At 46.1% G+C, this 15592-nt stretch carries 11 protein-coding genes; 6 read left to right on the top strand and 5 right to left on the bottom strand.

The genetic code is table 11. The features are described 5' to 3' along the window. Positions 1–3: 3 nt before the first annotated feature. The 4 genes from PG915_RS21785 (at position 4) to PG915_RS21800 (ending at position 7715) form a co-directional block, all read left to right on the top strand. Positions 4–1608 (top strand): ABC transporter ATP-binding protein, encoded by a 1605-nt coding sequence (locus PG915_RS21785; RefSeq protein WP_353500187.1) that lies wholly within the window; start codon positions 4–6, stop codon positions 1606–1608. A gap of 336 nt (positions 1609–1944) precedes the next feature. Continuing rightward, the gene (locus tag PG915_RS21790; protein WP_353499083.1) at positions 1945–3543 is read left to right on the top strand and encodes a glycoside hydrolase family 16 protein; all 1599 of its coding nucleotides are present in this window, start codon (positions 1945–1947) and stop codon (positions 3541–3543) included. 565 nt (positions 3544–4108) lie between these two features. After that, entirely contained in the window at positions 4109–6505 is a 2397-nt protein-coding gene (locus PG915_RS21795) for a hypothetical protein (protein ID WP_353499084.1), read from the top strand. A 190-nt stretch (positions 6506–6695) separates the two neighbouring features. After that, the gene (locus PG915_RS21800; protein ID WP_353499085.1) at positions 6696–7715 is read left to right on the top strand and encodes a glycoside hydrolase family 16 protein; all 1020 of its coding nucleotides are present in this window, start codon (positions 6696–6698) and stop codon (positions 7713–7715) included. Positions 7716–7798: 83 nt separating this feature from the next. Here the strand turns inward: PG915_RS21800 and PG915_RS21805 are convergent, their stop codons facing one another. The 3 genes from PG915_RS21805 to PG915_RS21815 all read right to left on the bottom strand — a co-directional run bounded on the left by PG915_RS21805 (position 7799) and on the right by PG915_RS21815 (position 10670). Beyond that, the gene (locus tag PG915_RS21805) at positions 7799–8482 is read right to left on the bottom strand and encodes a hypothetical protein (RefSeq protein WP_353499086.1); all 684 of its coding nucleotides are present in this window, start codon (positions 8480–8482) and stop codon (positions 7799–7801) included. A 71-nt stretch (positions 8483–8553) separates the two neighbouring features. Continuing rightward, positions 8554–9573 carry a hypothetical protein gene (locus PG915_RS21810; RefSeq protein ID WP_353499087.1) on the bottom strand — a complete coding sequence of 340 codons (1020 nt, stop codon included), beginning with the start codon at positions 9571–9573 and terminating at the stop codon, positions 8554–8556. A 158-nt stretch (positions 9574–9731) separates the two neighbouring features. Further along, positions 9732–10670: a LysR family transcriptional regulator gene (locus PG915_RS21815; RefSeq protein WP_353499088.1), complete on the bottom strand. Its 939-nt coding sequence runs from the start codon at positions 10668–10670 to the stop codon at positions 9732–9734. Positions 10671–10824: 154 nt separating this feature from the next. Here PG915_RS21815 and PG915_RS21820 point away from each other — a divergent pair, with 154 nt between their 5' ends. After that, on the top strand, positions 10825–12822 hold the full coding sequence (locus PG915_RS21820) for a HAMP domain-containing methyl-accepting chemotaxis protein (RefSeq protein ID WP_353499089.1): 1998 nt from the start codon (positions 10825–10827) through the stop codon (positions 12820–12822). 71 nt (positions 12823–12893) lie between these two features. Here the strand turns inward: PG915_RS21820 and PG915_RS21825 are convergent, their stop codons facing one another. Then, a complete protein-coding gene (locus PG915_RS21825) occupies positions 12894–13361 on the bottom strand; it encodes a nucleoside recognition domain-containing protein (RefSeq protein ID WP_112462870.1) in 468 nt (155 codons plus the stop codon). Continuing rightward, positions 13361–14095 (bottom strand): nucleoside recognition domain-containing protein, encoded by a 735-nt coding sequence (locus PG915_RS21830; RefSeq protein WP_042497400.1) that lies wholly within the window; start codon positions 14093–14095, stop codon positions 13361–13363. Before PG915_RS21830 ends, PG915_RS21825 begins: the two co-directional genes overlap by 1 nt. A gap of 303 nt (positions 14096–14398) precedes the next feature. On the opposite strand from PG915_RS21830, the gene PG915_RS21835 reads away from it, so the two are divergent. Continuing rightward, a complete protein-coding gene (locus tag PG915_RS21835; RefSeq protein WP_353499090.1) occupies positions 14399–15571 on the top strand; it encodes a hypothetical protein in 1173 nt (390 codons plus the stop codon). Positions 15572–15592: the final 21 nt, after the last annotated feature.

Raw genomic sequence — 15592 nt, forward strand, 5'->3', positions numbered from 1 at the left:
ATGATGACTAAAGACGATCCAAAACACGTGCTCTCGATTGATAGTTTGTCGGTTGGCTTTGGCAGAGGCAAAAATGTTGAACAAGTGACCTTCGATGTCTCACTGGATATCCGAAAAGGAGAGACGCTGGCATTGGTAGGTGAAAGTGGTTCTGGTAAGTCAGTTACCGCCAATTCCATACTTAAACTATTGCCAAAGGGCTCCAGCCATTACTTGAACGGTCATATTAAGTTCGATGATATCGATATGTTGAACTGCTCTGAGCGACAGCTTCGTGGCATTCGTGGTGGTCGCATTGGTATGATTTTCCAAGAGCCGATGGTGTCGCTCAATCCGCTTCACAAAGTGGGTAGGCAGTTGGTAGAAACCCTATCGATTCACCGAGGTATGCGCACCAATAAAGCGGAACAACACGCGATTAGTTGGCTCAAGAAAGTTGGTATTCGCAACCCGGAGCAGAAGGTTACCGCTTATCCGCATGAGCTGTCTGGTGGAGAACGTCAGCGTGTGATGATCGCTATGGCACTTATCAATGAGCCAGAGCTTCTTATCGCAGATGAACCAACCACGGCGCTTGATGTTTCGGTTCAGGCACAAATTCTTGACTTGCTTAAAGAGCTCCAAGAAGAGATGGGCATGGCTATGCTCTTCATCACCCATGACTTGAGTATTGTAAGGCGTATTGCTGATCGCGTAGCGGTAATGCAGCAAGGTAGATTAGTAGAGGTCGGTGAGTGTCAGCAGGTGTTCAATGAGCCTTCTCACCCTTACACTCAGAAGCTTATTAATTCAGATCCACGCGGTTTACCGGTTGAAGTCAGCACTAGCGCAAAACCATTACTGTCAGTAGAAAATCTCAAGGTATGGTTCCCAATTAAGGGGGGACTGTTTAAGCGGGTTCTCGACCACGTGAAAGCTGTGACCAACATGAACTTTGAGTTACGGCAAGGGCATTCAATTGGTCTGGTAGGGGAGAGTGGCTCAGGTAAATCGACCACTGGAATGGCAATACTCAAGTTGGTTCAAAGTGAAGGGCTGATTGAGTTTGATGGGCAAGACATTCAAACTTTGGACAGAAAAGGAATGCTGCCATATCGAAGCCGAATGCAGGTGGTGTTTCAAGACCCGTTCTCTGCGCTTAACCCACGAATGTCAGTAGCACAAGTCATTGGTGAGGGGCTTCGTGTTCACTTTGAGCATGATGAGCAAACATTGGATTCTATGATTTGCGATGTGATGCGTGAAGTCGATTTAGATCCAGAAACGCGTCATCGTTATCCAAATGAGTGTTCCGGCGGTCAGCGTCAACGAATTGCAATAGCGAGGGCGTTGATCTTAAAGCCTGAGTTTATTCTGCTCGATGAACCAACCTCATCACTGGATCGCACAGTTCAGGCTCAGGTGCTGGATTTGCTTAAAGCACTTCAGGTAAAGCACGGGCTCACTTATCTATTTATTAGTCATGACTTGAATGTGGTTAAGTCGCTGTGCCATTACACCATAGTGATGAAAGACGGCCAGATTGTTGAACAAGGCAATACTCAGCAACTGTTTGCTAGGCCAGAACAAGATTACACCAAAACTCTGGTCTCGCTGTCTGCATTTTAGCCGCGCCAGCGCGGCTAGTTCAATAAATAGCCGCGGTTTTATATTTTTAATTGAAAGCGCTTTCTTTTTGGTGATGGTTCGCTAGTTTTAGAGAAAGGAATTTTTATCGCTGTATACAAGGTGTCTGAATTGTAGTGAACTAGTTAATACGGGCTGCAAGAGTCAAATAGGCAGCAAAATGACACAAAACTTATTGATTTTACCATCAAAGCTAACGCGCGTTTTTTTAGTTTCGAAAGTAAGCGCTTTCAATGTGGGTGGGCAGTTTGGTCAGTGAGTTGAGTAATCAGTTTTAATCGGTTTAGGCATACTCGTATTCAAGGAGTAGTGATGCGAATGGAAAAGCGAACAGCAAATTTCACCCCAACAGTACTGGGCTCAGTAATCTCAATAGCTCTGCTGTCTGGCTGCGCTAGTACAGACAAAGAGAAGGAAGCGGATACAGGGCTCGTCCAAACCAAAGCACCCGTTATGCTTACCAATGCTCCAGTAGAAGTGAGTGGTGATTGGCAGTTGGTATGGGAGGATCAGTTTGAAGGTGACAGCATCAGCAAACGAAACTGGAGTTTGGAGCAAAACTGCTGGGGGGGTGGCAATAATGAGCAGCAGTGCTACACCAACCGAAGTAAGAACGCTTTTGTCCAAGATGGTATGCTGCACATTGTAGCGCACAAAGAGCGCTACACGGGGCCTGATAATCCAGAAGGAAAAGCGGGTCCGGAAAAAACGCTGCCTTACACCTCGGCGAGGCTTCGTACTAAAGACAAGCGCGACCAAAAATACGGTCGTTTTGAAATTCGCGCCAAACTGCCTACAGGTCAAGGTACATGGCCGGCAATTTGGATGCTTCCAACCGAAAATAAATACGGGACGTGGGCGGCATCTGGTGAAATTGACATTATGGAGGCCGTGAACCTAAAGACTCAATCCGATGCCCCGAATGCACAATCTGGCGATGAAGAAAACCGCATTTATGGCAGCCTCCACTATGGTAAGAAGTGGCCAGACAATGTGTACAGTGGCCAAGGTGCGACGTTGCCAGAGGGCGTGAATCCAGCTGATGGATTCCATACTTACGCCATTGAGTGGGAAGAAGGCGAAATCCGCTGGTACGTTGATAATCTGCACTACGCCACGCAGACTCAAGATGGCTGGTATAGCCAGTATGAAAAAGAGAAAGGCCTATTGGTCAATGCAAAAGGCGCAGCCCCTTTTGATGAGAAGTTCCACTTACTGTTAAATCTGGCGATTGGTGGTTCTTGGTCTGCAAATGCCAATCAACAGGGTGTTGATGATAGTGATTATCCGAAAACCATGCTGGTGGATTATGTCAAAGTATACCGATGTGGCGTCGACCGCTGGAAAGGCAAGGGCTGCTCTAGTCGCTCTGAACTAGCGAAACACGTCGAAGGTCACGAAGCGCCGGCTATCTTGGCGATGGACGATAGCTATGCCGATAGTCCAACGCTGGATATTTTCACGGATACGTTGAATGCAGCACTGGCGTTCGCAAGTTACGATCCGGTGAACCTAGTGGAACATGCAGTCGTTGAAGAAGCGGGACGTGGTTCGGTACTTGAAATCACTAAGCAAAACGGTGCGGGTAACCTCTATTTCCGATCTCCGGTGACTGACATGACAGATTGGAAGAAAAATGGCACCTTAATTTTTGATATCAAAGTAGAACAAGGCTCAGATACTGAGCTACTAATCAAGATGGACAGTGGCTGGCCAAACACGAGTGACTATGTCGTTGCAACGCCAGCGGTAGGCGAATGGGGACAGGTGAAGATAGCCATCGCTGATATTTTAGATAGTGATAACAGCTTCGCGCCTGGCTCCCAGGCGGATCCAAAAGCGGTAAACAACCTCCTAGTCTTTGAACCACAAGGCGCGATGACATTTAAGTTAGACAATATTCGATTCGAAAGATAGTTAATTAATACATAAGACTAACTGGCCATAAGGAGCATATTCGTATGCTCCTTTTTTAGTTTTAGAAATTCAAATCCTGTCATCCCCTTGAAAAAGGGGAGCTTCCACAGCCTGCACCTTATCTAAATGCAAAATACATATCGTCAATTTTCAGATGTCTATGCGTTATAAGAGATCCTCGATTTCTCGAGGATGACAAGTAGGTAGGATGATGAACTAAGAGAGCGTGTGTTTGGATAACTAGCCTCTAAATATATTGAACAATAAACCGTCGACTAACCTCCCATAAAAGTAAGCGCTTTCTTATTGGTGATGGTTTTCTTGTTTACGAAAACAACTTTCTTTAACCGCTATACACTCAGAAAATGTTGATTAATACTAGATATACAAGCTTTTCACCAATAGTGAGTTCGCCAAGTTTGGTGAAACTAAAGGAGGCTTTATCAGTGTTTTCTTGTTTCTTTAAAAGAAAGCGCTTACTCAAATAATGCCACTTTTTGAGCTGTTCAATGATGGTGCCTCGCGCCTTCAACAATAAGAAATTCCAATACGCAAGGAAGTTACAATGATTAAAAGCAGTTTGAAACCTCTTGTTCTCGCCACTGCTGCAGCGATGCTCGCGGCTTGTGGTTCAGACTCTACAGATACTACAACGGATGGTGGTAACCAAGGTGGAGACAATGGAGGCGGTAGTGAAATTACTGTTTCTGTTACGCCGGATTATCAAATGGATGTGAAATCTCAAGCTCCAATTGACTTTGGCAATGCGTTCACAGAAACGAACGCTATCAACCCAGATCCAACGTCCATGTCTGTAACAGGCTCGGTACTTAAGACGACGAAAGTAGCCGGGGCAGAAACTTGGGCTGGTAGTACGATTGCAGATAGTACTAGCCTCGAGCTAAGCGCTGAAAGAAGCGTTGTCACTGCATGGGTTTATTCACCAGAGGTCGATGTACCAATTCTACTTAAAGTTGAAAATTCTAACGATGCTACTCAGTTTGCTGAAGTGCTAGTGACAACGACTAAGGCTAATGAATGGGAACAGCTGACTTTTGATTTTGCCGATTTGAACCAAGGCGAGTTGAGCGATGCTATTACCTATAACATGAAGAGTTTGTTTTTCGACTTTGGAAACGTGGGCAGTGACAAAGTGTTTTATTGGGACAATATTCGCCTTGAAGGGGATGGCCTAGCAGAGCAACCGATGCCAGAGAGCTACCCTGTATCTGATACGGGTCAGCCACTATTAGGTAACCCTCAGTATCAAGCAATCTCTTATGGCGCATGGCGTAGCGACACTCGTGCATCTGGTGACCTTGTTCCTTCTGTCGCTGATCATGTTGAAGATATGAAAATTCTTAATGCTATGGGCATTAAAGTGGTTCGTACCTATAACACTCAAGGATTTATTGGCACTGATGGCAAGAGCAACACTGAGAACCTGTTAGCTGCAATCCGTCAGCTTAAAGATGAGGCCGCAGGCGATGGCAATACATTTGAAATGTACGTCATGCTCGGTGTTTGGATAGATGCGAACGGCGCTTGGACTGGCGAGGCGATTGATTCGGCAACCGACTCTCCGAATAACGCGTTAGAGCTCGCAAAAGCAAAAGAACTCGCCTTGGCGTATCCCGATATCATTAAAGTGATTGCGGTGGGTAATGAGGCAATGGTCGACTGGGCTTCGTCTTACAAGGTCCACCCTTCAATCATCCTCAATCACGTGAATGACCTACAAAGCTGGAAGCTTGAAAGCAGTGACACCGAAGACATTTGGGTTACGACATCAGACAACTGGGCAGTATGGGCAGGCATAGATCCCAATGGCAACTACGGTGACCAAGCAGATCTAAAAGCGCTAATACAAGCGGTGGACTATGTATCGCTGCACACATATGCACACCATGACACTTTCTATCATCCAGAGTTTAAAGAAGATTGGAAGGTAGCTGAAGCAGATCAGACATTAACTAAAGAGCAGCAAATTGCCATCTCAATGCAAAAAGCCCATCAGCATTCGCTAGAGCAGTACGCGGCCGCGCAGCAGTTTATTAATAGCGTCGATCCTAGCAAGCCAATTCATATAGGTGAGACAGGTTGGTCGACGAACTCTAACGACGGCTACGGCGAGGGTGGCACACAAGCGGCTGATGAGTATAAACAGAAGATGTTCCATGACGATATGCGCGATTTCGCTAACAACGAAGGCGTATCTCTGTTCTTCTTTCAAGCGTTTGACGAGCCATGGAAAGGTGGTGACAACCCAGGTCACTCAGAGAAAAGCTTCGGTCTCATCGATATCGATTGTAATGTTAAGTACGTTGCTTGGGACAAAGTCGACACACTCAATGCACTTGGGCTGACACGTGACTGCAATGGCTTTACTGCGAGCTACGGTGGTATCTACGCATCACTTTTGGACGATGTTTTACCACCACCGTTTGCTCCAGTTGAACAGCCTCCAGTGGAGGGTGAATTCAAAGTCCTTGGTGCTGGTCTATTTAGTGGTGCAGGAGCGTTTGCTTGGGAAGATACAGCTTGGGCTGGTGTTGACGAAGAAGGCGTGCTAACCGTGGCTACCTCACCTAGCTCTGCAAAAGATTGGGGATGGGGAGCTCACATTGGTGACGACAGCCGCCGTGATTTTACCGCGGTTAAGACACTCAAATTTGAAATCCGTGGCTTTACTGAGGGTGGTAAGGCACTCGCTGAATTTGGGTTTGGTGTTGGTTTCCAATCCGATACTGGCGGTGAGTGGTCAACCAATCACACGATTCGCTTTAATGAAGGTGAACGTCAGCTAACGACCGAGTGGCAATCATTTGAAGTCGATATCAGTGAGTTCTCTAGTGATCCAAACTTAAGCCAAGTCACCCAGCCGTTTATCGTTAACGGTACCACTAAAGTAGGTCTGACTGATGCGGATATTCAGGTTCGCAATATCTCTTGGTTTGAATAATTGCCCGGGTATGAGTACCCCTCATCAGAAGCAATAACATAAGTCTTACTTCAATTAACGTTAGAACATAACTATCGATAGGCGATGGCAATAATGCCATCGCCACTTTCATTAATCTCTAAGTTCAATTCTGCTTCGACCGTCGTGTCGCAAGTGGTTTTTGTGCTGCCTGAAATACAGGATCAAAGAAATGGTTAACAACAGGCTCTACAGCCTTGGTTTGATGTTGGGTGCTTTAGTTGCTGGTGTTATCGCCCCTAAAGCGCACGCCGGATGGGAGGTTCATTGGATTGATACCTTTGAGGGAGAAGGTGTCAATTGGGATAACTGGACGGCGCAAACACAAGCAAACTACAACAACGAAGTGCAGTGTTACACCGACGATGATGTTAGCGAGTCGCGTAACTATGACGTATCTGATGGTACTTTGAAAATTATCGCCAGAAAGCAAACCAACCAATGTATGACGTTGGGAGGGCAAACCAAAACTTGGACATCAGGTCGGCTTAATAGCAAAGACAAACGAGAGTTTTTGTACGGTCGGATTGAAGCTCGTATTCGCTTTCACGATTTGGAGGGCGGGACATGGCCAGCTTTTTGGATGCTAGAAAATAGAATCGCGGAGCAGCCGGTAAAAGGTGACAACGACAATGTTGGCTGGCCAAACTCCGGTGCCAGCGAAATTGATGTTTGGGAGTGGTTTTCCAATCAGCCACAAAGCTATATCACCAACTTTTTCAATACTGCGGGGTGCGGTGCTGAATATCGCCACCCATACACGAATGGTGCGCAAGATGTCTTGGACTGGCATCGTTATGCCATTGAATGGGATCGCGACTCAATTGCTTTTTTCATCGATGACCAAGAAGTCATTCGCCACGACGTGAGCCATTGTCCACGCTACAAAGAACCTATGTTTGTTCTACTTAATGTCGCCATGGGAGGTATGTTAGGTGGGCAAATTGACCCTAATTTGCAACGTGCCACTATGGAAGTGGACTACATAGCTCATTGTCAGTTGTCAGACTCTAGTGACTATGAACACTGTGATGAAACTACCTCACGCATCGACCCAAATATTGAGATTCCAGAATTACCAACAGCGCCAGCTATTGCCGAAGAAAACGGTGGATCTGCGTCGATGTTGTCGTTATTCGCTTTGTTAACCCTAGCCTCAATCAAAAAATACAAGTCGAGAGCACGAAGGTAAGTCGGTTGCTGCTTACCACTTCTCAAAAGGGCAAGTAGTCAATAGGTCAAATGCTGACTGCATTTGGCCTTAATCACTTTTGATTATCGGAAATTTAGGTTAAACCCAAACTCAAATGTACCTTCTGTCGTTCTTGGCTCTCCCGGACGGACGCGGTGTTGGCCATATCGGTATTTTACATATGGCTCTACATATTTTGGCTTAAAGGTCAGGGTAAAGTCGGCATGAAAAATACTGGGCTCCAAATGTGTTTCGGACATAATACGGTCGTGGTTGAGCGCATAGCTGTAGGTTAGCCAAGTCACCGGGGTGTAGCTTGCTCCCAAGCTTGCTTTCCATTCGCGGTGTGTGCTGAAATTTGGACTCAAAATAGGGAAGTCATCACTCTGAAAGACATTTTTTCGCCACTCATAGGATGTTGAAGCGAAGACTAAAACATTGTGGCTAAGCATACGACCGGCGAAAGCGCCAAGGTTGTAGATGTCGACCAAGTCCGCTCTGCCATATGTAGCGAAGGCTTCTGTATAGGTTTCGCCTAACAACATACCGTAGCCGGCACCTAGCTCAAGGTAGCCCGTTGAATCAACTTCAAACCCGAGATTGATTTCTTCTGTCGCTTGAACCGTACCGGAAAGAGTCCCAACCCAAGTGTCTGCCACTTTTGAGGTTTGAAAACTCATGGTTGGTTCGTAGTAGGACAATTCATGGTGACTGGCCAACGTAGAAAAAGGCAACAACGCCATCGCGGTAGCTATGTATCTCTTCATATTTCTTTCGCTCAAAATAAAAGGAGCCGAATAAATCCGGCTCCTTTGGTTTTATCTAATGATGCTGTCTGTTAAGAGCGACCAACGCGGTCTTTTACTGCTTGCTTGATTTGTTGGCGTTGTTCTTGAGATAGCGATTGCAATTTTTGTCTTACTTCATCGCGGTTGATCTCTGATTTAGGTAAGTGAGCTTTGATGAACGCACTCGCCTCTGAATTCATTTTGACATCTTCCACTTTGCCATTTCGGTCGGTGTACACGTAAACTTCACCGCCGTTGAAGCCGACCAGTTTGATTTCAACACCGGTTGCCGTTTCTTGGCGCTCGATATCTTTAATCACTCGATCATTACCAAAGCCAGGGTCAATCTCGATAGGTTGATCCATTTCTGGAGCATCCCATCCAATGCGGCTAATCACACCGTTATCGATAGTGATCGCAAGGCGACCTTTGCCTGGTACTTTGATCTCAACATAGCCACCATAGTTAATCACTTGGATTTGCTTTACTTCGTAGTCATCGCCAATTCGAACGTTATAAGTACCTGTACCATCGACCACGTCATCTGTTGGAGAGATTTGGCCAACGGTCTCACCATTAAACTTAAGCTCACCGGTTTCGCTATCGATAAACCAAACATCACTTGGACTTACACCGAAATCTGGGTCGGTAACTGGTAAATCGTTACCAGGACGAGGTGGTTGATAATCCGAAATAACCAGACGACCATCAACATTAGTTAGCTTAACTTCACCACCGTTAACACCGTGGAAAATGAAACCGCCGTCTTGTGCTTGAATGCTGCCAACTTCTTGACCGTCAAGGGTAGTCACATCACCCGCCTCAACGAGATAAGTTGTGCCGTTGTGAACAATGTAGCCATTGCCTTCGGTGCCCCCTACAGCAAGTACATTGTGGTTGCCTTCGTCGCCTTCAACCAGCGCAGCGTTGAAAACATCACCTTCATGAACGGTTACGTTGGCGATTCCATCTTGCGGTGCTTGCTCACCGCCATCGTGACTAGAACCATTAGAAGAACAACCTGCTAGGAATGAAGCGGCGATTACTGCACTGATTAATTTAAGTTTCATGGTTATCTCTCAAAATTGTATTGGAACTAAAGGAGGCATCTTGCTTTTTGATTTGGCGTTCCGAGCCGATGAGAGAACTATAAAGAATTTGATGAGGCTGAACTAATGAACAGCCTTTATCATGCAAATGAACTTAAGTTATTAATAAATGGCTATTATTAGCCTGATAACCCAGGGTTATCAGCGGTTAAAATTGTCTTAATAAGCTTATGTAGCCACAAGGTGGTGGTGTTGTTTCGGTTTTTGTAGTGGTAGAAGGCATTGATATCTGTGTCTAAGGCGGCGCTACCGAAGTAGATATCGAGTGAACGTAGCCCCGGGTGTGTGTCGAGGTTTAAAAAGCTAGAGCCTGGGAACATCATATCTGAGTGCTTCACTACGTCGATAATTGCCGAGGGAAGTTCGGATCGAAATACGATCTTAGGATCATGGCCTCGCATACGAATCATCTTTTCCGATATGGATTGATTCGAGTTCCAGTCAGCGGCAATAAGCGTGGCAATTTCAAACTCTACACCGTCATCAATTTCTAGGTAGTCTTTGTCGTACGGGTGCCCAGTACGCAAGTAGCCTTTGAACCGGTCTTCTATGATGCGCTTTTGGATGATTTCCTTTGGTGCATGATTGATGGTGTAGTTTAGCCCTAAATGAATATCGTCGTTGACGATATCTTGAATCGTTGACTTACTCCAGTTAAGTAGCTGAACTTGCACATTAGGCGCTTCTGCCCGGATAGCATTAAACAGTTGGTTGGCGATCCCGGCGAGGAAAAAAGGGGAGATAGCAAGCTTTAAGGTGACATCCAGTTCCGCTGGGTCAAATTCTGCAGAGTGATTGACTGCACTCGCCAAATCATCCATGACAGGGCTTAATGCATCCGCCAATTGGTGTGCTTTTTCGGTAGCACGCAATCCATGATGGGTTTTTACGAACAGCTCATCATCAAAGTGATCACGCAGTCGTTGCAGAGCTTTACTTACGGCGGGCTGTGAGACAAACAGGCGCTCCGCCGCTTTTCGCATATTGCGCTCTTGGTTCAAGATGATGAAGGTTCTTAATAGGTTTAAATCAAGATTTGCGAATAAATCTTTAGCCATAACTGCACCTTGTGATGTCGACTTTGATCTCAATCTTAAAGTCTAATCCATGGCATCGCAAAAAATTGGTAATAAAAACATCAACAAAATGTTTAGAATTCTTTTAATTTACCGATATAGTGATAATTCGTTTGTATTTTATAGAGGTTTAAGGATGAAACTCTCGATATCGAGTAAGCTTCGGATGAGTTATCTGGCGCTTGCAGTACTTTTTATCGTCTCATCTCTGTTTGTGTATCGAAGCGTTGATGGACTGCAAACACAAACACATTCACTATTGCGCTTTGACCTACCAACGGTTGATGCCAGTCGCCAACTTGGCCAGTCATTGCAAACGACGGTTTCTGAGTTAAGAGGCCATATGTTGCTGGTGGGCTCGGAAGAGCAGGTAGAGGTTTCTAAAACCAAGGTGCTGGAACATATTGAACGCGTTGATATTCAGCTTATTAGCTTAGAAGGACTGTTGCCGGAACAAACCTATTTGGCAGTGAGTGAGCGCTGGACATCGATTAAAGAGACCGCGAATAAAATATTAGAGATTGCACAAACCCATGACAACCTCCCAGCGCATGCGCTATTTATCAATGAAGCGGCGCCAATTGCTGAGGTCGCTCTTGATCAAATACAGGGGCTTATCAACGAAGAAGCAGGCCGCGTGGCGGGTGGTGAGCGCAAACGCTTATTTAAACTCTATGCCGACGCCTACAACTCTCTTGCTAACGCACTTTCTGCTCAGCGAGATTATCTTCAGTACGGCAATCAAGACTACCTCGATAAGTACAATGACTTTTTGAAATCACACGCTAAAGTCGTCGAGCAAATCGGCTACAAAACACAGCTATTTAGTAGCAGTGATGAAAGTCTATGGTCTCTGTTTAATGAGATGAAAGGCCTGTATATACCGCTAGCAAAACAAGTGATTGAACTGCGCCAATCACCGAGCTGGAACCAGTCTAATTTCTTGATGGAGTCTGAGTTGCTACCATCGATTCAGCGAGTTGAAAGTGAGCTAGATAATGTGGTTCTTCTTGCTCAACAAAAAGCAAGCGAGACAGAAAATCGCATCGGCTCTAGCGTGAAATCACTGCTGGCAATATTAGCGCTAAGCTGCGTTGCTGTTCTTGGTGTCGCCTTTATCGTTTCCCATTTCTTAGGGCGTCAAATTGGTGGCCGTGTGTCGCTAATTGCTAAGCGTGCGCAGTTGATCGCTGCAGGTGATGTGTCGAGTGCACCACTGACGGTCACTGGCCGCGATGAATTGGCGGATCTTATGGTCTCTATCAACAGCATGAACCAATCACTGTCTAGGTTAGTGGGGCAAGTGTCGCAAAGTGTTGGCGCTGTTGAGGACAAGATGGATGACTTGACCAAACATAGTCGCCAAAGTTTGCAGCAAGTTGAATTGCAGTCGTCAAACCTAGATAACATTGGTCATTCGCTGTCTGAGGTTGCGGTGGGCTCTGAGCAAACCGCAAGCCAGGTTCAGATTTCGTCTTCTGCGCTGGTGGATGCTAAGCAAGAGTTAGCCTCTGGTGAAACCATGCTGACCGAAAACCACGGCAATATGACGGATTTGGTTAGTGCGATTCAAACTGCACAGCAGCTCGTCGCGCAGCTTAGCAACGAGAGTCAAGCTATCGGCAAAGTAACCGAGGTAATCGAAGGGTTGGCTGAGCAAACCAATCTATTAGCGCTTAATGCGGCGATAGAAGCGGCAAGAGCAGGAGAGCAAGGCCGAGGCTTTGCCGTGGTTGCTGATGAGGTGAGAATGCTTGCCAGCCGAACAACGGAATCCACTACAGAGATAAACGCCATTGTGCAAGCTATCCGCAGTTCAACCAATAAAGTGGAAGAGCAAATCAATGAGGGAACTTCGATTGCTTCCGATGCTATGGAGCAGACTCATGAAGCGCTGGGTCGAATTCAGTTGTCGGCAGAACAAGTAGAACTTGTGAATGCACAAATGGCGAGCTTAGCGGCAACCGCAGAGCAGCAGGCGAATGCGACACAAACCATCTCAGGGTTAGTGAATGATATCAATGACTCACTCAGTGCGGTCGCAGGACAAACACGTTCAGCCAACGAGGTGACAGAGCAGGTCACCGCGAACGTGGGCGAGCTTCATCAGCAAGTCGCTAATTTTAAGGTGTAATCGCCACAAATAGAAAATGCCCATCAACATAGAATGATGGGCATTTTTTTATGGTCAAATTAGTGCTATTGCTAGACCAAAATGTTCATTAGGAACATAGCGCCAAAGGCGTTGAGGACAGAGATTGCGATCATTACTGGAATGTAACGGCCTTCAGTACCAATCGGTCCCATAATACGACCCATGTATTGAATTTGAGATCCCATCAGATAGATAGCAGGCGCTAAGATGGCTATGTGAGTACCATTTAAGATGCCTTGGTCAAACAGTGTGATGACCACACCAACCGCGCCGCCCATCGACATCCAAGCACCAATAAGTACAGCCGCCGCTTCGCCAGGCAAGCCAAAAATAGCCATGACTGGAGCAAAAATAGCGCCCATAGCATCTAGAGCACCGGTAATTTGCAGTGCTTTGATGATCACAAATGCCATTAGGACATTCGGTACGGTTGACGTGGTGGCGATTACCCAACCTTTCTTTGCACCTTCAACAAAAATGTCAGTGACCATTGGTTTTTTAGCTTTTACGTCGCTCATTATGCGGTCTCCTGCTGCGTATTCGTTTGGTCTTGTTTTGGTGTCTTATCTTCTTTGCCTTCAGTAATGTTCAAATACACACGGAACAGGTTAGCGCCAACGAACTTAAACAAGAACATGACGGCGACGGCCAAACCAATTGAAGATGTTACGGCAAGTGAGCCGTCCATAAGAGTCAATGTGAAAAGTACGGCACCAGATGAGAAGAAGTTTACAATCGCCGCACCTGCGGTGAACTGGAACATGGTGAAAACGTCGGTTTCGCGCTTGGTTAGGTGACCTTCGTCTTTTAGCTGACGCGTCATCGCCGCACCTGCATCTGTACTTTGCAATGAGGCAATCAATGCTAGGCCAGAGTTGCCAGGAATGCCCATTAGCGGACGTAGAAGGGGAGAAAGCAATTTGCGAGCCGCATCCAGCGCGCCATAGTGCTCAAGCACATTAATCATACCCAGAGCGAACATCACGGTTGGAATCAGAGTCAATGCGAAAATGAAGCCGTCACGTGCGCCACTGCCACCGACACCGCGAAAAGAGGTGGTTGCAGCTTGAACGCCATTTTCAGTTTCAGTGACGTTGTGGGCAACTTGGCCAAATGCACCGTTGAGCGTGGTGAAATCAAATACCCCATACCATTCGTTGGATTGGAGTAAGCCAGAGAAGAAAACAATCGCAAAAGCTAAGGCTATATAGCTTCCGATCGTTACTTTACGTTCTTTAGTTAAGTCAGACATGGAACAACCTATTGAAAGTGGAACAGAATGCATAGTCTGAGGATATCGACACTTTTAAATACTGATCAGCATCAACTGAAGGATTGTTTTACAGAAACTAAATATTACAAAATATGTAACTGTGAAATTGTGCGCGAAATAGATATAGCTCTGTTAATGGGTTGGATTAATTTGGCTAATTCGAGTTATAAACGTTCATGAAACCAGCGACGTATGTTACCTATTATTCTGGTTTGATACTGCTCATTGGCAGCAAATAAGAATAGGCTGACAATAGAAATCAGATAATCAGGTCATTAACTTATGCAAAAACACGGACTTTCATTTTGGTATGCCGCAGCGTTTATGTTTGGTGCTATCCAGCTTATCGCGTTACCGCTTTTGATCCCTAGTCATATTCTGGACGTGACGGGCTCTATGGTACACACGGGAGCAGCGGTTTCGTTTGTTGGATTAAGTGGTTTTATTGCGCCACTAATAGGTTCAACCGTCGATCGCTTGAAGCTGCATAGCATGGCACAAAAAGCATCACTCGTATTCTATGCCTTTGCCATGGCGTTGTTCGCTTTTGTTCCTACGACGTGGGCGATGTACCTGGCGACATTCTTGGTGGGTCTTGGCTCTATCACACTAATGACCGTCAACCCGACCTTTATCGTGGCTGCAGGTTTTGATAAAGCGCAAGAGGCATTGCGCTTAACTCGCATGAACCAAAGTATCTTTGTTGGCGCGATTGTCATGGGCGCAATTTTGGCTATAGCTGAAGGCATCAGTGCAACGCTCAGCTTCGGTATTGTTAGCGCGCTTTCGATTATTGCGATGATAATTGTATCTATTGATGGCAAAGCGGCTGCGCAGCGCATTGTGTCGGATACACCACAACAAGGTGAAAGCGAAGAAAAAGGGCGCTGGAACCTAACGTTTGTTACTTTCCTGTTGGCGGTGTTCATTGCAATGCTGGCAAGCTCTAACCAAGTCGCGCAAGGTCCTAACCTATTTGAAAGCTTGTTTAACATTGACAAGTCAGCAACGGCATTGCTGCTATCCATCTCTTCGGTAATTAGTCTATTAACATTGGATATTGCTGGTCGTGCACTTGGAAAATTCGGGGCAGGTAAAGTGTGGGTTGTGGGGTTAGTTGGCTACATTGTGGTTGGCACGGTACTTTCAAACTTAGTCACTGGCTCTACAGAATACTTTTATCTACCACTTGTGATGCACCTAGTGTTTATGCAGTGCTTGTCGATGGTCGACATGGTTAAGCCGGCAATTGTTGCCAAGGTCACGACTTTGTCTCCTGCAGCGACCCAAGGCTTTCTGCTGTTCGCGATTGCGGGCGGTTACGCAGCGGGCACAGCGCTTGGCGGTGTTGTGGGTGAGGTTGCGGGTATGGCGAGCTTGTTCACCTTTATTGCGCTAAGTGCCGCAGTAGCACTTGCTTTTGCGCTGTTTACTCTTGTTCGTATTAAAGACTAACCGCCCCGAGTAGAAGAAAAA

Origin of the sequence: Vibrio sp. CB1-14, assembly GCF_040412085.2 — a bacterium.
Lineage (GTDB): Bacteria > Pseudomonadota > Gammaproteobacteria > Enterobacterales > Vibrionaceae > Vibrio > Vibrio chaetopteri.